The organism is Arcobacter sp. F155 (assembly GCF_004116455.1).
Classification (GTDB): Bacteria; Campylobacterota; Campylobacteria; order Campylobacterales; family Arcobacteraceae; genus Halarcobacter.
Genome location: NZ_PDJU01000001.1, coordinates 261,562 through 282,024, shown reverse-complemented (window position 1 = coordinate 282,024; position 20,463 = coordinate 261,562). Strand labels below are relative to the sequence as shown.

20 protein-coding genes are annotated in these 20,463 nt (G+C 29.5%); 8 read left to right on the top strand and 12 right to left on the bottom strand.

Annotated features, from left to right (window positions below; all coding sequences use genetic code 11):
* Window positions 1–9: 9 nt before the first annotated feature.
* The 10 genes from CRV03_RS01410 to CRV03_RS01365 all read right to left on the bottom strand — a co-directional run bounded on the left by CRV03_RS01410 (window position 10) and on the right by CRV03_RS01365 (window position 7,812).
* On the bottom strand, window positions 10–816 hold the full coding sequence (locus CRV03_RS01410) for a septal ring lytic transglycosylase RlpA family protein (protein WP_309109178.1): 807 nt from the start codon (window positions 814–816) through the stop codon (window positions 10–12).
* Complete coding sequence (locus CRV03_RS01405; protein ID WP_129083354.1) at window positions 803–2,203, bottom strand: lytic transglycosylase domain-containing protein; 1,401 nt, start codon at window positions 2,201–2,203, stop codon at window positions 803–805. The genes CRV03_RS01410 and CRV03_RS01405 overlap by 14 nt, the downstream gene beginning before the upstream one ends.
* A 37-nt stretch (window positions 2,204–2,240) precedes the next feature.
* Window positions 2,241–3,023 (bottom strand): TatD family hydrolase, encoded by a 783-nt coding sequence (locus CRV03_RS01400; protein ID WP_309109181.1) that lies wholly within the window; start codon window positions 3,021–3,023, stop codon window positions 2,241–2,243.
* Window positions 3,024–3,025: 2 nt separating this feature from the next.
* Window positions 3,026–3,331, bottom strand: coding sequence for a hypothetical protein (locus CRV03_RS01395; protein ID WP_129083352.1), 306 nt, complete (start codon window positions 3,329–3,331; stop codon window positions 3,026–3,028).
* 75 nt (window positions 3,332–3,406) lie between these two features.
* Entirely contained in the window at window positions 3,407–4,735 is a 1,329-nt protein-coding gene (gene hslU / locus CRV03_RS01390) for an HslU--HslV peptidase ATPase subunit (RefSeq protein ID WP_129083351.1), read from the bottom strand.
* Between the two features lie 6 nt (window positions 4,736–4,741).
* Window positions 4,742–5,278: an ATP-dependent protease subunit HslV gene (gene hslV / locus CRV03_RS01385; protein ID WP_129083350.1), complete on the bottom strand. Its 537-nt coding sequence runs from the start codon at window positions 5,276–5,278 to the stop codon at window positions 4,742–4,744.
* Window positions 5,278–5,727 (bottom strand): 50S ribosomal protein L9, encoded by a 450-nt coding sequence (gene rplI / locus CRV03_RS01380; protein ID WP_129083349.1) that lies wholly within the window; start codon window positions 5,725–5,727, stop codon window positions 5,278–5,280. Before rplI ends, hslV begins: the two co-directional genes overlap by 1 nt.
* 83 nt (window positions 5,728–5,810) lie before the next feature.
* On the bottom strand, window positions 5,811–6,410 hold the full coding sequence (locus CRV03_RS01375; RefSeq protein WP_129083348.1) for a hypothetical protein: 600 nt from the start codon (window positions 6,408–6,410) through the stop codon (window positions 5,811–5,813).
* Between the two features lie 73 nt (window positions 6,411–6,483).
* Entirely contained in the window at window positions 6,484–7,146 is a 663-nt protein-coding gene (locus tag CRV03_RS01370; protein WP_129083347.1) for an HPP family protein, read from the bottom strand.
* Window positions 7,147–7,170: 24 nt separating this feature from the next.
* Window positions 7,171–7,812 (bottom strand): recombinase family protein, encoded by a 642-nt coding sequence (locus CRV03_RS01365; protein ID WP_129083346.1) that lies wholly within the window; start codon window positions 7,810–7,812, stop codon window positions 7,171–7,173.
* A 225-nt stretch (window positions 7,813–8,037) separates the two neighbouring features.
* Here CRV03_RS01365 and CRV03_RS01360 point away from each other — a divergent pair, with 225 nt between their 5' ends.
* From CRV03_RS01360 to CRV03_RS01330, 7 genes are all read left to right on the top strand, one after another.
* Window positions 8,038–8,592 carry a UbiX family flavin prenyltransferase gene (locus CRV03_RS01360; RefSeq protein WP_129083345.1) on the top strand — a complete coding sequence of 185 codons (555 nt, stop codon included), beginning with the start codon at window positions 8,038–8,040 and terminating at the stop codon, window positions 8,590–8,592.
* A 2-nt stretch (window positions 8,593–8,594) separates the two neighbouring features.
* Window positions 8,595–9,089, top strand: a complete 495-nt coding sequence (gene coaD, locus CRV03_RS01355) for a pantetheine-phosphate adenylyltransferase (RefSeq protein ID WP_129083344.1) — start codon at window positions 8,595–8,597, stop codon at window positions 9,087–9,089.
* Window positions 9,080–9,646: a dTMP kinase gene (gene tmk, locus CRV03_RS01350; protein WP_129083343.1), complete on the top strand. Its 567-nt coding sequence runs from the start codon at window positions 9,080–9,082 to the stop codon at window positions 9,644–9,646. Before coaD ends, tmk begins: the two co-directional genes overlap by 10 nt.
* Window positions 9,639–10,856 (top strand): histidine--tRNA ligase, encoded by a 1,218-nt coding sequence (hisS, locus tag CRV03_RS01345; RefSeq protein ID WP_129083342.1) that lies wholly within the window; start codon window positions 9,639–9,641, stop codon window positions 10,854–10,856. Before tmk ends, hisS begins: the two co-directional genes overlap by 8 nt.
* A gap of 2 nt (window positions 10,857–10,858) precedes the next feature.
* Complete coding sequence (gene speA, locus CRV03_RS01340) at window positions 10,859–12,664, top strand: biosynthetic arginine decarboxylase (RefSeq protein WP_258238970.1); 1,806 nt, start codon at window positions 10,859–10,861, stop codon at window positions 12,662–12,664.
* A gap of 61 nt (window positions 12,665–12,725) precedes the next feature.
* The gene (cysE, locus tag CRV03_RS01335; RefSeq protein ID WP_375137083.1) at window positions 12,726–13,439 is read left to right on the top strand and encodes a serine O-acetyltransferase; all 714 of its coding nucleotides are present in this window, start codon (window positions 12,726–12,728) and stop codon (window positions 13,437–13,439) included.
* Window positions 13,440–13,442: 3 nt separating this feature from the next.
* Window positions 13,443–14,177, top strand: coding sequence for a sulfite exporter TauE/SafE family protein (locus CRV03_RS01330; RefSeq protein WP_129083339.1), 735 nt, complete (start codon window positions 13,443–13,445; stop codon window positions 14,175–14,177).
* Here CRV03_RS01330 and acnA read toward each other — a convergent pair.
* Entirely contained in the window at window positions 14,170–16,710 is a 2,541-nt protein-coding gene (gene acnA / locus CRV03_RS01325) for an aconitate hydratase AcnA (RefSeq protein ID WP_164968592.1), read from the bottom strand. The genes CRV03_RS01330 and acnA overlap by 8 nt on opposite strands.
* 63 nt (window positions 16,711–16,773) lie before the next feature.
* On the bottom strand, window positions 16,774–17,487 hold the full coding sequence (locus tag CRV03_RS01320; RefSeq protein WP_129083337.1) for a metallophosphoesterase: 714 nt from the start codon (window positions 17,485–17,487) through the stop codon (window positions 16,774–16,776).
* A gap of 149 nt (window positions 17,488–17,636) precedes the next feature.
* Between CRV03_RS01320 and uvrA the strand changes: the two genes are divergently transcribed.
* Window positions 17,637–20,450, top strand: coding sequence for an excinuclease ABC subunit UvrA (gene uvrA, locus CRV03_RS01315; RefSeq protein WP_129083336.1), 2,814 nt, complete (start codon window positions 17,637–17,639; stop codon window positions 20,448–20,450).
* Window positions 20,451–20,463 lie beyond the last annotated feature (13 nt).

Genomic DNA, 20,463 nt, shown 5'->3' with positions numbered 1-20,463 from the left:
ACTATATTCCTATTTTGCAATAATTGGTGCACCACTTAGACCATTTGCTTCTTTAAAGTCTTGGGCTTCTTGCTCTGATCTAAAGCCACTAATCCAAACTCTATTTAAATCACTTTTTTTAATTATAACATTATATCCATCTTCAAGGATTAGCTCAAACTTTCTTTTTGTAATTTTTGCACCCTCTAATCTGCTGAAAGCTCCAACTTGAACATAATATCTTCCAACAGTTGCTGTTTCTTGTTTCTCTTCTTTAGTAGTAGCAATCTTTGCATTGAAACCTAGTACTTCAATTTTAACACTTGCAGTACCTTTCCCTACCATATCAATTGCATGGGCTGCTTTATTTGAAAGGTCAATAATTCTTCCAGTAATAAAAGGTCCTCTATCATTGATTCTTACAACTACTGACTTTCCATTTTCTAAGTTGTCTACTTTTACCATAGAGTTCATTGGTAAAGTTTTATGTGCTGCAGTCATTGCATACATATCATACATTTCACCATTTGAAGTAAGTTTTGCATGAAAGTTTGGTCCATACCAAGATGCAATACCTCTTTGAGTATCTCCAACCTTTGCTAAAGTTGGGTAATACCATTTTCCATGAACCTTATAAGGTCTCATTGTAGCTCTATGCATTGCCTTAGAGTTTTTAATCGCTTGATCACCTAAAGGCTTAAATGTCTTTTTCTTTTCAGTCTTTCCATAATAAGGTATGTATGAATCTGATGTAGTTTTCGTTGAACATCCAGTTAAAAAAATAGATGCACAAGCTCCTAAAAATAGTGTTGTTTTTATTGACTTACCTGATAACAATTTTATCTCCAATTCTTAAAAGTGATGTTTTTAGATTATTATCTCTTTTTAATTTTTCTACTTTAATTTTATATCTTTTTGCAATAGAATATAAAGAGTCTCCACTCTTTACAGTATACTTTTTACCAGTTCTATATCTATCATTTGAAAATTTAATTTTTCCTAACATATCTTTAGGAATTGGCAAAATAATCTTTTGCTTTAAAGAAAGCATATTTGACTTTAAATTATTGTAATCTTTAATAAGACTATATGGAATTTTATATTTTCTTGAAAGACCATATAAAGTATCTCCACTTCTTACAATATGAACTAAAAACTTAGTGTCTTTAATACTGTCTTTTGCTTCATTAAACCTACTTAACCTACTATATGGAATATTTATCTCATATACTTTTTTAGTAGGTGGAATAATTGATTGTTTGATATGTTTATTTAGTTCTAATAACTCTTCATAACTCATTCCAATTGAGTTTGCTATATTTCTTAGGTGTAATCCACCTTTAACTGGAACAGTTGCAACTGTAGTTGAAATTCCCATATTTAAAAGATGAGAGTTTTCTTCATCTCTAATAAAACTTTGAGATTTCATCATCGCTAAAGAGATGATTTTTCTAATATAGCTTCTACTCTCACTTGGAATATATTGTCTGCTAATTTTATTTTGAACAGTTAGTAAGTCGTTAATATCAGGCTTTATATCCCATTTTTTAACAACATTATAAATTTTTCTAATCTCTTTAAATCTAACTCTTTTTTCTTGATAAGCTCTAATAGTATTTCTATACTCTAATATTCTCTTATCATATTTCATTTTTGGGTTTTGTTCTACATAAAGGTCAATTGTAGCTCGTGTAATTGCTTCAATAACTCTACCTTCCCCACAGTTATATGCAATTGCTGCTAAGTACCACTTATCAAATAATCTATGTAATCTATTTAAGTAATCAGCTGCTGCTTTTGTAGACTTGATTAAATCCATTCTTTCATCTACATATAAATCATTTTCTAAGCCATATCTTCTTCCCGTTGCACTCATAAATTGCCATAAACCAGTTGCCCTTACTCTAGATTTTGCATCCATAGTAAAGTTTGATTCAGCCATTGCCATATAAATAAATACGTCAGGGATTCCCTCTTCTTTTAAAATTTCTTTGATTTTTGGTACAAATAAAGAGGCTTCATTTAATTTTTCTACATAACTACTTGAGTTGTATTTACTTTGGTATTGAGAGTAAACTCTTTGAAGTTTATAATCACTAATAAAAGAAGGTGTTATATCTAACTCTTCTAAGATTTGTAAATCTCTTTGAGAGTAACTTGATCCAATTAATGATGCGTAAGAGTATAGTGAGAAAACTAATATAAGAGAGAAAACTTTATTCAAATATTATCCTATTTTTATGAAATAGGTAATATTTTATCTAAATTATTTTAGAAAACTGCTTAAATAATGCTTTGGTATTATCTACAGTAAGCTTCTCTACTTTTTCTAATGGCATATTTAAAAGCTCTGAAACTTTCTGCGCCACAAAAGTTGTATAATAAGGCTCATTTCTTTTTCCTCTATGTGGATGAGGAGTTAAGTATGGACAATCTGTCTCTAAAATAAGTTTTTCTAATGGAATCTTTGGTAACACTTCAACTAGTTTTCTAGCATTTTTAAATGTTAAAACTCCACCTATTCCAAAATAGAAATTATGCTTAGCTAATGGCAACAAATGCTCACTTGCATTAAAGCAGTGTAGTACTCCACCAACTTCTTTTGCATTGTACTCTTCTAAAATCATTCTAGAATCATTTGAAGCTTCTCTAATATGTACAATCAAAGGTTTATTTACTTTTTTTGCAAACTCAATTTGATCAATAAATACTTCTTTTTGTAGCTGTACATTTTCTTTTTTTTCAGTCTCATCTTCAGGAAGTCTAAAATAGTCTAAACCACACTCACCTACTGCTATACATTTAGGGTGCGAAATATACTCTTCTAAAACCTTTCTATCATACTGTTCTATATCATAAGGGTGAACACCTGCTGAGAAAAAAACTTCATCATATTTTTCTGCTAGTTTTTGAGCTCTTGGAAGGTCATTTAAGTCTGCACCTGGAATTAAAAAACCTTTAATTCCATTTTCTAGTGCACGAACTATTACTTCATCAATATCGTCGTAATACTGGCTATTGTCTAAGTGACAGTGAGAATCTATTATTATGAGAAATGCCTTTTTTCAATTAAGTTTAATAATGAGTTTAAATCTTGTAAGTCACTTCCTTTAATCCAAGAATCAATACCAAAGTTTTTAAAGGCATCAAAATCACCTTCATCATCAACAATAGCAATTGAGATAAACTCTTCACCACAAGCCTCATGTTTGTTTTCTTCAAAATCAAATATAGTATCTATATCTAAGATTGCCACTTGAGCATCACCACTACAACCACTTTGAAAATGCTCAACTGTATGTTTACTATCAATTAATGATTCTTCAATTTCTTTAAATGTTACGATTTTCATTGACTTACTCCAATTTACAATTTAATTCATTTTATCAAAAATAAAGTTAAACTTTTAAAATATATTTAATAAATTTTATAAAATATACCGCGCTGTATCTTCATTATCTACAATATCATCTAGTTTCTCTTCAACTAATTCTTTTGTAATAATAATTTTTTCACCTGCTTTTGTATCTGCTTCAAAAGAGATATCTTCTATAACTTTTTCTATTACAGTATGAAGTCTTCTTGCTCCAATATCCTCTGTTTTTTCATTTGCACTAACTGAATACTTAGCAAAGGCATGAATTGCTTCATCATCAAAGTCTAATTCAACATCTTCAACAGCAAGTAATGCTTTATATTGTCTAAGCAGTGAGTTTTTAGTATTTGTTAAAATCTGATAAAGTGCATCTTCATTTAAGTTTTCTAACTCAACTCTTAAAGGGAATCTTCCTTGTAACTCTGGTAATAAGTCACTAGGTTTAGAAACATGGAATGCTCCAGCTGCTATAAACAGAATATGATCAGTTTTTATTTGACCAAATTTAGTATGAACTGAACTTCCTTCAACTATTGGAAGTAAGTCTCTTTGAACACCCTCTTTTGATGGGTCTTGATTTTGAGCTTTTGAACCTGTTGCAATTTTATCAATCTCATCTAAGAAAATAATACCACCATTTTCTGCTCTTTTAATTGCTTCAATTTTAATTGCTTCTTGGTCAAGTAAACTTTCACTTGCAACATCTTTTAATAAAACTTTAGCATCTTTAATAGTTACTTCTTTTTTGATTTTCTCTTTATTAAGTCCACCAAGCATTTTATTTAAGCTTTCTTGCATAGAAGTCATATCCATAGGCATTGATGAATCAATAATTTCAACATGAGCTTTTTTAGGAACTTCTATTTCAATTTTTTTATCATCTAATTCACCAGCAAGAAGTTTTTCTTCCATCTTATTATATGTTTTAATAAATGATTCTCTTGCACTATCAGTTGCACTTTCAGGTAAAGGTGGAACTAATATTTCAATAATTTGCTTATTAATCTCTTGGTCTATTTTATCTTTAATTTTTTCTTCAAACTCTTTTGTAACTAAATTGATTGATTCAAAAACTAAATCCCTAACCATAGACTCAACATCTCTTCCTACAAAACCAACTTCTGTATATTTTGATGCTTCTACTTTAATAAATGGTAATCCCATCATTTTTGAAAGTCTTCTAGCAATTTCAGTTTTACCTACACCAGTACTTCCAATCATTAGAATATTTTTTGGCATAATCTCTTCTTGAAGTTCTGGTTCAACTTTCATTCTTCTATATCTATTTCTTAATGCCAATGCGATTGTTTTTTTAGCATTCTTTTGACCAATTACATAATCATCTAAAAAATTTACAATCTCTTTAGGTGTCATATCCATTATATATTAATCCTCTATCTCTAATATTTTAATATTTTGATTTGTATATATACAAAGTTCCCCAGCAATCATTAGTGACTCTTTTACTAAATCAACTGGTTTAAGCTCAGAGTGTTTTGCTAAAGCACGTGCTGCTGAAATTGCAAAGTTTCCACCACTTCCAATTGAAGCAATACTTCCATCTTCTGGTTCAACAACATCACCAGTTCCTGAAAGAATAAAAATATGGTCTTTATTTAAAACAATCATCATTGCTTCTAGTCTTCTTAAAACCTTATCTTTTCTCCACTCTTTAGAGAAAGCAACAACAGCTTTAAGTAAATCACCCTTTGTTGATTCTAAATGAGTTTCAAACATATCAAAAAGATTAAAAGCATCAGCAGTACTTCCTGCAAATCCTGCTAGTATTTGGTCTTTATATAGTCTTCTTATTTTTGTAGCATTACCTTTTAATACAGTATTTCCAAAAGTAACTTGACCATCTCCACCAATTACAGCTTGTCCTTGTCCTTTATATGCAAGTATCGTAGTTGCGTCAAACACTATTGAACTCCTATAATATCCACTTTTAAAGTACCATGAATTCCATGACCTAATTTACAATCAACTTCAAAAATACCTTCTGCTTTGATTTTTGATTTTAATGTTAATGCTTTTTTATCAAGTTCAATATCAAATTGAGTTTTTAACTCTTCACTAATCTCTTTATTAGTAACAGAACCAATTAAGTGTCCATTTGCACCAATTTTATGTTTAATAGTTAATTTTGTAGAGTTTAATTTCTCAGAAAGCTCTTTAGCTTCAGCAATCTCTTGTGCTTCAATCTCTGCTAATTTTCTTTGTTGCGCTTTGTATTTATTAAGAACTTCATTTGTAGCAAGAAGAGCAAGACCTTTTCCAATTAAAAAATTCTTACCATATCCGTCTTTAACTTCAACTACATCACCTTCTTTTCCAGTTCCCTTAACGTCTTTTAATAATAATACTTTCATAATTTCTCCATTTTCAAAAAGTTGAATATTTTACTATAAGTTATTTGAAGTGAGAATTAATCTAATAATTTTTAGAGTTTCTTCTATGCGTAAATAGAAAAAGAGTTGTAGTTGTTAGAGTCACTTAAAATATGACTTAATGAGTTTTGAACTATATTTTGTGTTTGAGTTTGTGTTAAAGAAGAACTTTGAGAACTTAGATTCTCAATCATCTGTTTTACTGATTCTTTTGTATCATCTTTTAAGGCTGCAATTTTACTTGCAAAATCTTCGACTTGTTCTTTAGAAAAAGATGGTGTTTCATTATTGTCATTGTTTTCTAGAAGTAAATCTTTTAATGCAATAGTTAAAGCCTCTTCCTCTTTTTTAAATTCATCTAAAGAGTTAGATGGATTTGAAGCTTGAACATTCTGAGGTAAAACACTTGCAAGTTGTCCTATTTGTTGAGCATCAAAACCTAAGCTATCCATAAAGTTAGACATTTGTCTTGAAGGTTGAATATTAGCTTCTTCAAAGGCTTGAGTTATTTCAAATGCATCTTCACTTGTAAGATTTGAAGAATCATAGTTTGAAAGAACTGATCTAATAGTACTATACTCATCAGAGCTTAATCCAGATAAAATTTCATTAACACCATAACTTGGCATTGATACATCTGATACTGAAGAAACAGAACCAATCATCATTTTCCTTTCATTTTTGTTTTATCTATTATAAGAAAAACTGTAAAATTTGTCAATCAAATAGATTGAAGACCTATCCCCAAATCTGTAAAGGAGGAGTATTTGCAACAGCTTTTAAAATATTTGCCCTTGAAACAATTCCTTTGATATTGTCATTTTCATCTACAACTGGAATTGCAGTTAAAGAAAAGTCAACCATTACTTTTGCAACCCTTCTAATATCAGTTACAGGATGAGCTGTTATAACTTCTCTTAATTCTAAATTGTCTAATGTTTTTTGTGAGTTATGTTCTGCGTACTCTAAATCATCAAAAATATAATCTAAAAGTACTTTATGAGTTACCATTCCAATGATTTTTTTTGTTTGTTCATCTAAGATAGGAATTTGTCTTATTTCATTTTCTTCCATAATTTCATATGCTTCACTTACTGTGTTGTTAGACTCTAATGTAATAACATCAGTTCTCATCAAATCACTGATATGAAAAATGGGTTCTTTTGTATCAATGTTCGCAATCTCTTTATAAGTATTTGCAGCATCTTTTTCTAAATGTTGCTCAAAGGATTTTTTATTTTCCCCTTGCTCTTTATTCTTTTCTTTAATACTATGGTCTTTAGGTAAACCCTCTTCTGTATTATTTCTTGCTTCTGCTAATGACTCAACATTTGACATAGAATAAAGATTATCTATAGTACTTCTAAAGTTTAAGCCACCCTTATTGTAAATTGCAAACATATCACTCTTCTTTCACCTTCCAATTTAACTAGCGATGTCTAAAGTGTTAGGAAGATTATTTCTAATATTTCTTTTCTTTACATAGTTATTTAAACCTATGTGATTATTATATCCTAAAAGTTTTGCTATTTTTCTAACAGATAATCCAACAGCTAATAACTCTTCAATTTTATCTCTTTGTTTATCAAACTTAGATTTTTGAATTGTTCCTTTTGGTTTACCTAAATGTTCACCTTTTAATTTCTTTGCAGTTAATGCTTCTTTTGTTCTTAAACTCATTAACTCTTTTTCTAATCCAATTGTCATTGAGATAACACCAAGAATCATCTGAGTTAACATATCTTTATCATCAATTAAATCAAGATTTTGTTTAACAACAATTATTCTAATTTTATTTGATAAAAGAAATTTCACTACTTCTAAAATAGTTTCAATTGTTCTTCCAAAAACATTTAAATCATAAATTAAAAGAGTAGATGAAGACTCACAGTTTTTTAAAAAATCCAAAATATTTCTTTCTTGGTCAGGAGTATCGATTTCAATTTCCACATTTTCTGAAATAGAAATATTGTTTTTTTCTACATAATTTTTAATACCTTCTCTTTGCGATTTAGTATAAACTTCATTGTTGTTATTAACTCTTACAAAACTTAAAATTCTAGACATCTTATTTCCTTTAACAAAAAGTATTATTTTATATTTTTTAGCTAACATTCTGTAAAATAAAAGATATAAAATAGTTATACAAAATGATATATAAACAATGCTTAATATTAGATTAATCTTCATACATTTTTCAATAATTTTTTGATGTATTTTTACGGCTCTTTTTGAAAATAAAGTGAATTTTTGATAACATTTATTTCTTCTAAAAATCAAAAAAGGTTTTAAATGAAATTAGTTGTTGCTATAACTGGTGCTAGTGGTTCTAGACTAGGTTTAAAATTAATACAAAATCTTCCTAGCAATGTAGAAGTACATGCAGTTATCTCTAAGAGCGCAAAAAAAGCTTTAAAACTTGAAGAAAACATAAATATAAAAGATTTGATAAATGAAAGAGAAAACTCATTTATCTATAAAGAAACTCAAATAGAAGCCCCTATCTCATCGGGTTCGTTTAAAACGGACAAGATGATTATTCTTCCTTGTTCTATGAATACTCTTGCAAAATGTGCTGTTGGAATTAGTGATAATTTAATCACTAGAGCATTTACAGTTATGCTAAAAGAGAATAGAGATATTATCTTAGCCCCTAGAGAAATGCCTTACTCTTCAATTGCTTTGGAGAATATGCTAAAACTTTCAAAACTAGGTGTAACTATTGCTCCTCCTACACTTGCATACTATTCTAAGCAGGATAGTCTAGAAATGATGGAAGACTTTATGATAGGAAAATGGTTTGATTTATTAAAAATTGACCACAATTTATATAAAAGATGGGAATAACGATGACAGAAAAAATTAAAAAACCTATTGACTCTTATAGAAAAGCTATTTATAGTGGGACTTTTGACCCAATTACAAACGGTCATATGGATATTATAAGAAGAGCTACAAATATCTTTGATGAAGTTGTTATTGCAGTTGCAAAAAGCGAAAGAAAAGGTCCAATGTTTTCCCATGAACAAAGGGTTGAGTTTGCAAAAGCTGCAACTAAAGATATGGAAACAGTTAGAGTTATTGGTTTTGATACTTTATTAGTTGATTTAGCAACAGAGCTTGAAGTACATACTATTATTAGAGGGCTTAGAGCTGTTTCAGATTTTGAATATGAATTACAAATGGGTTATGCAAACTCATCAATCAATAAAAAACTAGAAACACTTTATCTAATGCCAACATTAGAAAATGCCTTTGTTTCTTCAACAATTGTAAGAGAAATCATTAGGTTTGATGGTAAGTTCTGTCATCTTGTTCCAGACGAGGTATTAAAATGTATGTAGTAATTGAAGGAGTTGATACAGCTGGTAAATCAACTCAACTTGATATTTTGAAAAAGAACCACAAAGAAGCGGTATTTACAAAAGAACCAGGTGGAACAGAAATAGGTTTAAAACTAAGAGCAATGGCTTTAAATGGTGAAGCGACAAGTAAAACTGCTGAAATGTTTTTATTTCTTGCAGATAGAGCTGAACATATAGAACAAGTTATTAAGCCTAACGAAGGGAAGATGGTTGTAAGTGATAGAAGTGTAATTAGTGGTATCTCTTATGCTAAAGAGTTACCTTTAGAAGTTGTTACAAGCTTAAACCTTATAGCAACACAAAATACACTACCTAGTCATGTTATCTTACTTGAATTATCAAAAGAAGAATTAACAAAAAGATTAAGTGGAAAAACAAATGACTCTATAGAATCAAGGGGTATTGATTACTTACTTGATATTCAAGATAGAATGAAAAAAACAGTAGAGATGTTAAATTTAAATCATATTTATATTGATGCAAGCCTAAGCATCGAAGAAATTTCACAAAAGATAGAAGGATTTATTAATGGCTAATATTCAAAGTTTAAGAGGAATGAATGACATTTTAGGTGAAGATAGTAAGTACTTTACATACTTTATTGAAAATGCATCAAGAATTGCAAAGAACTATGGTTTTTCATATCTTGAGACTCCTATACTAGAAGAAACAGCCCTTTTTAAAAGATCTGTAGGAGAAAGCTCTGATATTGTAAATAAAGAAATGTATCAATTCATTGACAAAGGTGAAAATGACGTATGTTTAAGACCTGAGGGAACTGCTGGTGTTGTTAGAAGTTTTGTTCAAAATAAATTTGATAGAGCTGGGGGAACATATAAGTGGTTTTACTATGGACCAATGTTTAGATATGAAAGACCTCAAAAAGGAAGACTAAGACAGTTCCACCAATTTGGTTGTGAAGTGTTTGGTCAAGCTTCTGTTTATGAAGATGCAAACATTATTATGATGTTAAAAGATATCCTTGATTTCTTTGAAATTAAGTTTACTTTACAACTTAATTCTCTTGGTTGTCCAACTTGTATGCCAACGTATAGAGAAAACCTAGTTAAGCATTTAACAAGTTTTAAAGATGATCTTTGTGAAGACTGTAATAGAAGGATTGAGACAAATCCGATTAGAGTTTTAGACTGTAAAAATGAAAACTGTCAAAAACTATTATACAATGCTCCTAAAATCACTAATAATCTTTGTGAAAAATGCGACACTGATTTTGAAAAACTAAAAGAGATTTTAGACTTTAATGGCATTGAATATGAGATAGATACAAACCTAGTTAGAGGTTTAGATTATTACTCTCAAACTGCATTTGAGTTTACTTCAAATGAGATTGGAGCACAAAGTGCAATTGCAGGAGGAGGAAGATATGACAAACTTGTTGAATTCCTTGGTGGAAGAGAAACTCCTGGTATTGGATTTGCAATTGGTATTGAAAGATTACTAGAACTTGTAAAAATGAAAGAACAAAAAGAGGATATAGTTTATGTAGGTGCAATGGATGATAAAGCATTAAACTTAGTATCTAAAGTTGTAAATGAAAAAAGAAAAACTACAAAAACTATTATGGAATATACATCAAGAGGTTTTGGGAAGCACTTTAAACTTGCAGAAAAGCAAGGAGCAAATATAGTTGCTTTAATTGGTGAAAATGAACTAAATGATAACACTATTTATGTAAAAAATATCGAAACACAAGAAGAAAAAACTATTAAGATTGAGGACTTTTAATATTGGAAAATTATGGTATAGATGTTTGGGCTGATGATAACTTTTTTATTGAAGATGGTTTAGCAAAAATAAATCATGCATCAAAGCCTGCACTTGTAGATATAGTAAGAGACATTAGAGCACAAGACTTCAAAGGTCCTTTACTACTTAGATTTCCACATCTAACTAAAAAACAGATTACAAAACTGTTTACATTATATAATAATGCTATAAAAGAGTATGACTATAAAGGAAAATTCAACGCAGTTTTTCCTTTAAAAGTAAACCAATTACCAAACTTTTTGCTACCTCTTATAAAATCAGGAGAAGAGTTTGGTTATGGTTTAGAAGCTGGAAGTAAAGCAGAGCTTATCTTAGCCATGACTTATAATAAACATGGTGCACCTATTACTATAAATGGATTTAAAGATAAAGAGATGATTCATATTGCGTTTATTGCTAAAAAAATGGGTCATAATATCACTATTATCATTGAAGGTTTAACTGAACTTGAAATGATGTTAGAAGTAGAAAAAGAGACATCTTTACCAACACCAAATGTAGGAATTAGAGTTAGGCTATTTAATAGTGGTGACGGAGCATGGGCAAAATCAGGAGGAATTGACTCAAAGTTTGGGCTTAGTTCTACAGAGATTTTAGAAGCATATGAACTACTAAAAGCAAATAACTTACTTCATTGTTTAACAATGATTCATTTCCATATTGGTTCTGCAATGACAACTATTAAGCCACTAAAAAAAGCTTTAAAAGAGTCAGGTCATATATATGCTGAACTTAAAAACATGGGTGCTAAAAACCTAAGTGCTATTAATATTGGTGGTGGTTTAGCTGTTGAATATTCTCAATACCATAGAACAACAGAGTATCATTTACAAGAGTTTGCAAATGATGTTATCTTTACACTTAAAAATATTGCTAAACAAAAAGGTGTAGAAGAACCAAATATTTTCACAGAATCAGGAAGATTTATTTCTGCAAATAGTACGGTTTTAATAACACCTGTTTTAGAACTATTCTCAGCAGAGTATGAAGAAAACAACTTAAGATTAAAAGAAGTTAACCCTCCTTTAATTGAAGAATTAAACGCACTATATGAAGATATAAATAGAAGAACTGCTTTAGAGTATATGCACGATAGTATGGATCATTTAGAGTCTTTATTAAAACTTTTTGATTTAGGGTATATTGATTTACAAGATAGAAGTAATGCAGAAATACTAGCACAACTAATTATTAAAAAATCTATTTGCTTACTAGAAGTTGAGGATTATGAAGAGTTAAAAAGAATTGATAATAAAATTCAAGAAAAATATCTATTAAACTTCTCTATTTTCCAATCACTTCCTGATTTTTGGGGAATAGACCAAGAATTTCCTATTATGCCAATTACTCATTTAGATAAAAAGCCTACAAGAAGTGCTTCTTTATGGGATATTACTTGTGATAGTGATGGAGAAATAGAGTTTAATGCAAACAAACCTTTATATTTACATAATGTTAATTTAGAAAAAGAAGAGTATTACCTTGCATTTTTTAATGTTGGTGCTTATCAAGATACATTAGGAATGAGACATAACCTATTCTCTCATCCAACTGAAGTAAATGTTGTTTTTCAAAACAACGAATTAAAACTAGAAAAGATTATTGAATCACAAAAGATTATTGATATTTTAGAAGATATTGATTATGACACTAATGATATCAAGAATATTTTAGAAAAGAATTTAGATAAAAATACTTATAAAATTTTAGAAAAATATTTACATGAAAATAGCTATCTAAAAACTGCATGGAGTTATAATGACTGAAAAAAATGAACAAAATATACATGAAAAAATAAAAACACATATTTTAAATGAACAAAAGAAAATATCTTTATGGAAGCAAATCAAAGAAGATTTTTCTGTTCCTAAACAAAATGACCCTGCTTTAAACTCTAGCTTTGAACTATTTTTCAACTACCCTGGAGTTTGGGCTATAGTTAATCATAGAATTGCAAATAGACTTTATAATAAAGGTTGGACAAAAACAGCTAGAGCTTTAGTTGGATTAGGTTCTCTTCTAACTAAGACAGATATTCACCCAGCTGCTACTATTGGAAGAAGAGTATTTATTGACCATGCTATTGGGGTTGTTATTGGTGCTACTACTGTTATAGAAGAGGATGTTCTTATTTATCAAGGTGTAACATTAGGTGGAGTTAGTCTTGATAAAGGAAAACGTCACCCTACTATTAGGGCTAATGCAGTTATTGGAAGTGGAGCTAAAGTATTAGGAAATATCATCATTGATAAAAACTCTAAAGTTGGTGCAAACTCAGTTGTAGTTTGCGATGTTCCTAAAAACTCTACAGCAGTTGGAGTTCCAGCTAAGATTATCAAAAAAGATAAAAAGAATTGCAAGCTTGCCCATGATGATTTACCAGATATCAATAAAGAAATGTTTAAATATCTTATTGAAAGAATTCATATTTTAGAAGAAGCTCTAAAAGAAGAAGATGGGATTGATGTAAGTGATAAAGATAAAAAACTAGAAGAAGATTATAATAGATTTATTAACGCAATGAACTCAATAAAGAAGTAAAAAATGTATGAACTTTTAGCATTTGGAGCCATGACAGGATTTATCTCAGGATTTTTCGGTGTTGGTGGAGGAATGGTTCTTGTTCCTATGCTTCTATTTGCTGGTTTTATTATGAAAGAAGCTGTTGCTATTTCTATTATGCAAATGGTTTTTTCTTCGATTTATGGTTCATTTCTAAACTCTAAAAAAGCTAAAAATGTTTTAAAAGATGGTTTAATCATCGGTATTGGAGGCTTTTTTGGAGGTTTACAAAGTGGTTTTATTATCACAAACTTTTCAAATGAAACTTTACAATATGTTTTCATAGCTATTTTACTTTACTCTATAATCTCTATTTTTAAGTCTCCTGCTGAATTCAATGAAGAAGAAAAGAAAAGTAGTAACAAATTCTTTTTATTTATTATTGGAGCCTTAATTGGAGCTATTGCTATGAGTATAGGTGTTGGTGGTTCAATTCTTTTAACTCCCCTACTTGTAAGATTTTTAAACTATGATTTAAAAAAAGCTACATCATTGGGATTATTTTTTGTTATCTTCTCATCAGTTGCAGGATTTACATCACTAACAGTAAATAATCAAATGCTATTTCAAGAAGGTGCAACTGTTGGTATAGCTTCACTTATTGGTGTTTATTTTGGAATAAAACTAAAAAATAGTATAAAATCAACATCATATAAAAAGTATATTCTACTTTTATATATTGTGATTTTTATATCTATGGTTTATAAAACTATCTAAAACTATTAAACAAAAATGGAAAAACTCCTCCATTTTTGTAATACTTCAACTCTAAACTAGTATCAATTTTTATTTTTAAAGTAATTTGTACCTCATCAAATCCTCTATTTATATAAGCTTTTAGTTTTCCCTCTACTTTTAAAGTATCCATTTCAAAAGAGAAGTTCTCATCACCTTTTAGTTTTAAAGATTCAATATCATCATCTATAAACTCTAAAGGTAATACTCCATAAGAGATTAAATCCTTTCTATACTTCTCATCAAAAGATTTTGTAATAACTGCTTTTACGCCAAGAAGATTCATTCCTTTAGTAGCCCACTCTTTTTGCTCACCCTTACCAAAGTTTTCTCCTGCAATAACAATAAGTGGCTTTTTTATCTCTTTAAACTTTTGTGACTTTTCATAGATAGAGACAATTTCATTATTCTCATAATCAAAGGTATAAGCACCCTCTTTTGATACCATTTTATTTTTTAGCTTTGGATGTTCAAATAGTCCTCTTGTTATAAGCTCTGCATTTGCCTTTCTACTTCCAAAGGTATTATATTCAAAAGATTTAACTGCTTTTTGTTCTAAATACTTTGAGGCTGTAGAGTATAAAGGAATTTGTCCCATAGGAGAAATCTGTTCAATACTTATTTCATCATCAAACATTGCTAGTATTCTAGCTCCTTGTATATTTAAGCTATCCTCTTCTTTTTCTTCATAAAATAAAGAACCTTGTATATATGTAGAGTTTTCATTCCATTTATAGTTTTTACTATCTTCTACTTCTAAGCTTTGCCAAAATTCATTTCCTTTAAAAATGTCTTTGTATATATCTTTATATAAGGTGTAATCTAACTCACTCATGTAATCCCCTACTTCTTTAGAACTAGGCCACAAGTCTTTAAGATATATATCTTTATCATCTATAGTACTTATTACATCCTCAAACAAATCAAACTTTGTAGAACCAACTATAGAGTAAATAACTACTAAAGAAGGTGATGATAGATAGTTATAGTTAATTAAAGGATGAAGTCTCTTTTCAAAATTCTTATTTCCCGAAGTTAAAGAGCATACATCTAGTTTATTATCTTTAATATCAAACTCATATTTATCTTCTAAATTTCCAAAGTTCTCACAGGCATAACCTGAAATATAAAAACCTAGATGCTCTAAATATTTAAGTAAATCTAGCTTTTTCAAAAACTCTTTGATTGCTAAAGACCCAGGAGAAAAAGATGTCTTTACATGCTCTTTTGTATGTAGCCCAAACTCATAAGCTTTTTTTGCTACTAGTGCTGCGTGTAATATTAGATATGGATTAGATGTTGTAGTACAAGAGGTAATAGAAGCAACAACCACATCTAAATCTTTTAAATATGAACCACTTTTATTAATCTGTTGTTCTTTTAGTTCATCTACTTTTATATGTGAATGAGCTTTATTTGGTCCAGCAATTGCAGGTTCTAACTCTTCTAAGTCAAAATCTATGATTTCATCAAACTCTAATACCTCATCACTATAAAAAAGCTCTTGTCTTTGTAAGTACTCTTTTAACAAATAACCATAGTCTTCATTATCCCTTGTTTTATTAAAGTAGTCTACTGTTTTATCATCTATAGTAAAAAATGAACAAATAGCCTCATACTCTGGTGCCATATTTGCTATAGTAGATCTATCCTCTAAAGTTAAATGTTTTAATCCCTCACCATGAAACTCTACAAGCTTTCCTTTTATATCATACTCTTTAAGTTTACTTGTTAATGTTAATACTAAATCAGAAGAAGTAACTCCTTCTTTTAACTTACCATGTATATTCACTCCTACTACTTGTGGTAAAACTAAAGATACTGGCATTCCAAGTATTGATGTTTTTGCTTGAGTTTCATTTACTTTCCAGCCTAATACTCCTAAAGAGTTAATCATAGGCGCATGGGAGTCTGTCCCTATTAAAGTTTCTGGATATATAAAGTTTTTATCTTTGATTCTTTTTAAGTGTAAAATAGTAGATAGATACTCTAAGTTTACTTGATGACATATACCAGACCCTGGTGGAACTACCCTTAACTTATCAAAATTATTTTGTGCCCATTTTATAAACTGATATTTCTCTTTATTTAATTCATACTCTTTTTCTATATTACTATCAAAGCTATACTCTTCTTTATCTGTATATATATCTAAAGAGTGGTCAACAACTAAATCAACCATTATTTTAGGGTTTACTTCTTCTACATTCTTTCCTAGATTTTTAAAAGAGTCTCTTATTGAAGCTAGGTCAACAAGTACAGATACTCCTGTATAATCTTGCATTATGACCCTTGAAGGATATAAACTAATCTCTTTTCTTTCTTTCTTTTCAAAGATTTTGATTATTTCTAAAAATTCATTTTCACTATTTGCATTTCTTAAATTTGCCTCTAAAAGTATTTTTAGAACAACTGGTAGTTTTTTTAAACTTTTATTCTCTTCTATTACAGCTTTTATATCATAGTAATAAAATGTCTCATTTTGTATTTCGAAACTATTTATATATTTATCCAACTCTTTTTTCCCTAATATAACAATAATATATTACTATTATAATCAAAAGTATTAAAAAACTAGTTAGACAGATATGACTTCATTTGTTTCTATACAATATGCACTTAACTTACCCAAAGCTTCTTCTTTTTTGTAACAACATCCAGTATCTACATTTATATAGTGTTTACTTGTATCTACTTTGGAAATAGGAGTATGTCCATATATATTAAAAATAGTACAATCTTCTTTGGGAGGCTTTCTATTCCATAAAGCATATTGTTCTACTATCTCTTGGTTCATATCAAACTCTGCTAAATGCCAAACATCTGCAAAAGAAGCATGGGATATAACTATTGGCTTATTATTTTTATTTTCATTTAGTTTTATATATAAAGGTAAAGTCTTTAACCATTTAATGTCTTCTTTGTATTGATCAAATCCTTCATCATTTTTATTACAAATTAGTTTTCCATCATATTTGTCTACTGCTATTAAGTTATATGACTCTAAAGTCTCTTTACCTCCATTTTTTATCCAAGTATCTACAAAACCTGTAAATGGAATATTAGGATACTCTTTTATAAAGTATTTACTGTAATCAATCATCATCTTTTCATGATTTCCTAATACACATTTGTATTTATTATCTCGTATATACTTTATTACTTCATTTGATTTTGCACCCCTATCAACAATATCACCTACAAACATAAGTTCACTATGTATAGGAAGTTTTTTAGCCAATAGTATTAAATCATCAAACTCACCGTGAACATCACCAATAATATATGTCATAATAACTTCCTAAGAGAGAAATAATCTATATAATAATTACTTTAACCTAAAGAAGAGAGAAATTTTATTAACTAACATTTTATCTATATCTAGTTTCATTTTTATTTGGTATAATGCCCACTTAAAAATTTAACGGATATTGGAATACTATGCAAGATAAAATCAAAATATTTAATGCCAAAGAAAATAATTTAAAAAATATAAATTTAGAGATTCCGAAAAATAAATTAGTAGTTTTCACTGGACTTTCTGGTTCTGGTAAGTCTACTTTAGCTTTTGATACTTTATATGCTGAAGGTCAAAGAAGATATATTGAATCACTTTCTGCTTATGCTAGACAATTCTTAGATAAAGTAGGAAAACCTGATGTTGAAAGAATAGAAGGTTTAACACCTGCAATTGCTATTGATCAAAAAACAACTTCTAAAAACCCAAGGTCTACAGTTGGTACTATTACTGAAGTATATGATTACTTTAGACTTTTATATGCAAGAGTAGGAAAACAACACTGTCATAAATGTGGAGAACCTATTTCTCAAATGTCAGCTTCTGATGTTATTGAACAAGTATTAAAACTACCAGATAACTCAAAAATTGTTATCTTAGCTCCATTAATCAATAGAAAAAAAGGAACCTTTGCAGACTTACTAGAATCATTAAGAGGTAAAGGTTATGTAAGAGCTATGATTGATGGTGTTATGGCTAGACTTGATGAAGATATTGAGCTAGAAAAAAACAAAATGCACACAATCAAAGTTGTAATAGATAGAGTTGTAGTAAAAGAGGAAAATAAAGACAGAATCGCTCAAGATGTTGAAAAGGGTTTAAAAGAGTCTTTTGGGGAACTTGAAGTTGAAGTTATGAACCATGAGCAAGTTGGAACAGAAAAACACATTCACTACTCTGAACATATGGCTTGTTTTGATTGTAAAATATCTTTTGAGCCATTAGAACCTTTATCATTCTCTTTTAACTCACCAAAAGGTGCTTGTTCTTCTTGTGATGGTTTAGGTATTAGATATGCTTTAGATATGAAAAAAGTAGTAAATGATGAGCTACCACTAGAAGATGGAGCTATTAAAATTATTTATGGCTTTAATAAAGGTTATTACTTCAAGATGCTTATGGCTTATTGTGAAGGTGCAGGTATTGATATAACTATTCCATTTAAAGAGTTACCAGAACATCAACAAAAATCAATTTTACATGGTGGAGTTGAAGAAGCTAAGTTCACTTGGAAAAGACATAGTCTAACTAGAAAGTGGGAAGGTATTGTAAAAATTGCCTATGACATGATTAAAGATGAAAAAGAGATGGCTGAATTTATGACTGAAAAAGTTTGTTCAGACTGTGGAGGAAATAGACTTAAGCCTTCAGCTCAAAGTGTTTTTGTAGCAAATAAAACTATTGCAGATGTTATAAATAAACCAATTGAAGAAGCACACAAGTTTTTCCAAGATGAAAAAAACTTTGAATACTTCTCTGACCAAGAAAAGATGATTTCAGCTCCTATTTTAAAAGAGATAAAAGAGAGAATCTTCTTCTTATATGATGTAGGTTTAGGATATATAACTTTAGGAAGAGATGCAAGAACAATTTCAGGTGGAGAAGCTCAAAGAATTAGAGTTGCCTCACAAATTGGTTCAGGACTTACAGGAGTTATGTATGTGCTTGATGAGCCATCAATTGGTTTACATGAAAGAGATACAAGTAAACTTATCAAAACACTAAAAGCCTTGCAAGAAAAAGGTAATACAGTAATTGTAGTTGAGCATGATAAAGAGACTATTGAAGCTGCAGATTATATTGTAGATATTGGTCCAAATGCAGGTAAATTTGGTGGAGAAATTGTTTTTGCTGGAACATTAAAACAGATGAACAAAGCTAAAACTTTAACTGCTCAATATGTAAGTGGTAAAAAGAAAATTGATTATCTACACAATAGACCACAAGAAGAGTTTATTAAAATTCATAATGTAAATATCAATAATATTGAGAATCTAAGTGTTGAACTTCCTCTTAAGAATCTTGTATCAATTACAGGTGTTTCTGGTTCTGGTAAATCTTCACTTATTTTACAAACCCTACTTCCTGTTGCAAAAGAGTTATTAAACCATGCAAAAAAAGTTAAGAAAATTGATGGAGTAGAGATTGAAGGATTAGAAAAGCTTGATAAAGTTATTTACCTTGACCAATCACCTATTGGAAGAACACCAAGAAGTAACCCAGCGACATATACAGGTTTAATGGATGAGATTAGAACACTATTTTCTAAAACTAAAGAAGCAAGCCTTAGAGGATACAAAATTGGTAGATTCTCATTTAATGTAAAAGGTGGAAGATGTGAGAAGTGCCAAGGTGAAGGTGAAATCAAAATTGAGATGCACTTCTTACCAGATATCATGGTTAAATGTGATGATTGCCAAGGTAGAAGATATAATGCACAAACTTTAGAGATTTTATACAAAGGTAAAAATATCTCTGATGTACTTAATATGAGTGTAGATGAAGCTTTAGAATTCTTTGTAAAAGTGCCTAAAATAAAAGCAAAATTACAAACACTATCAGATGTTGGACTTGGATATATTACTTTAGGACAAAATGCAGTTACACTTTCAGGTGGAGAAGCTCAAAGAATCAAACTGTCAAAAGAGTTAAGTAAAAAAGACACTGGAAATACTCTTTATGTACTAGATGAACCAACTACTGGTTTACACTTTGCCGATGTTGATAGACTGACAAAAGTATTACACCACTTAGTTGAAGTAGGAAACTCGGTATTAGTTATTGAGCACAACCTTGATATTATCAAAAACTCTGACTGGGTTATTGATATGGGTCCTGAAGGTGGTAGTAAAGGTGGACAAATTGTTGCAGAAGGGACACCAGAACAACTAGCAGCAAACCATAAAAAAACAAAATCATATACTGGATATTATTTAGATAAAGAGATAAACTCTTAATATAAGAAACAGC

What these genes read in the sequence shown, in the direction of transcription:
- CRV03_RS01395 (WP_129083352.1), bottom strand. Translation starts at nt 3,331, where the DNA reads ATGAAAATCGTAACATTTAAAGAAATTGAAGAATCATTAATTGATAGT.
- hslU (WP_129083351.1), bottom strand. Translation starts at nt 4,735, where the DNA reads ATGGATATGACACCTAAAGAGATTGTAAATTTTTTAGATGATTATGTA.
- rplI (WP_129083349.1), bottom strand. Translation starts at nt 5,727, where the DNA reads ATGAAAGTATTATTATTAAAAGACGTTAAGGGAACTGGAAAAGAAGGT.
- CRV03_RS01375 (WP_129083348.1), bottom strand. Translation starts at nt 6,410, where the DNA reads ATGATTGGTTCTGTTTCTTCAGTATCAGATGTATCAATGCCAAGTTAT.
- CRV03_RS01370 (WP_129083347.1), bottom strand. Translation starts at nt 7,146, where the DNA reads ATGTTTGCAATTTACAATAAGGGTGGCTTAAACTTTAGAAGTACTATA.
- CRV03_RS01365 (WP_129083346.1), bottom strand. Translation starts at nt 7,812, where the DNA reads ATGTCTAGAATTTTAAGTTTTGTAAGAGTTAATAACAACAATGAAGTT.
- CRV03_RS01360 (WP_129083345.1), top strand. Translation starts at nt 8,038, where the DNA reads ATGAAATTAGTTGTTGCTATAACTGGTGCTAGTGGTTCTAGACTAGGT.
- coaD (WP_129083344.1), top strand. Translation starts at nt 8,595, where the DNA reads ATGACAGAAAAAATTAAAAAACCTATTGACTCTTATAGAAAAGCTATT.
- tmk (WP_129083343.1), top strand. Translation starts at nt 9,080, where the DNA reads ATGTATGTAGTAATTGAAGGAGTTGATACAGCTGGTAAATCAACTCAA.
- hisS (WP_129083342.1), top strand. Translation starts at nt 9,639, where the DNA reads ATGGCTAATATTCAAAGTTTAAGAGGAATGAATGACATTTTAGGTGAA.
- CRV03_RS01330 (WP_129083339.1), top strand. Translation starts at nt 13,443, where the DNA reads ATGTATGAACTTTTAGCATTTGGAGCCATGACAGGATTTATCTCAGGA.
- CRV03_RS01320 (WP_129083337.1), bottom strand. Translation starts at nt 17,487, where the DNA reads ATGACATATATTATTGGTGATGTTCACGGTGAGTTTGATGATTTAATA.
- uvrA (WP_129083336.1), top strand. Translation starts at nt 17,637, where the DNA reads ATGCAAGATAAAATCAAAATATTTAATGCCAAAGAAAATAATTTAAAA.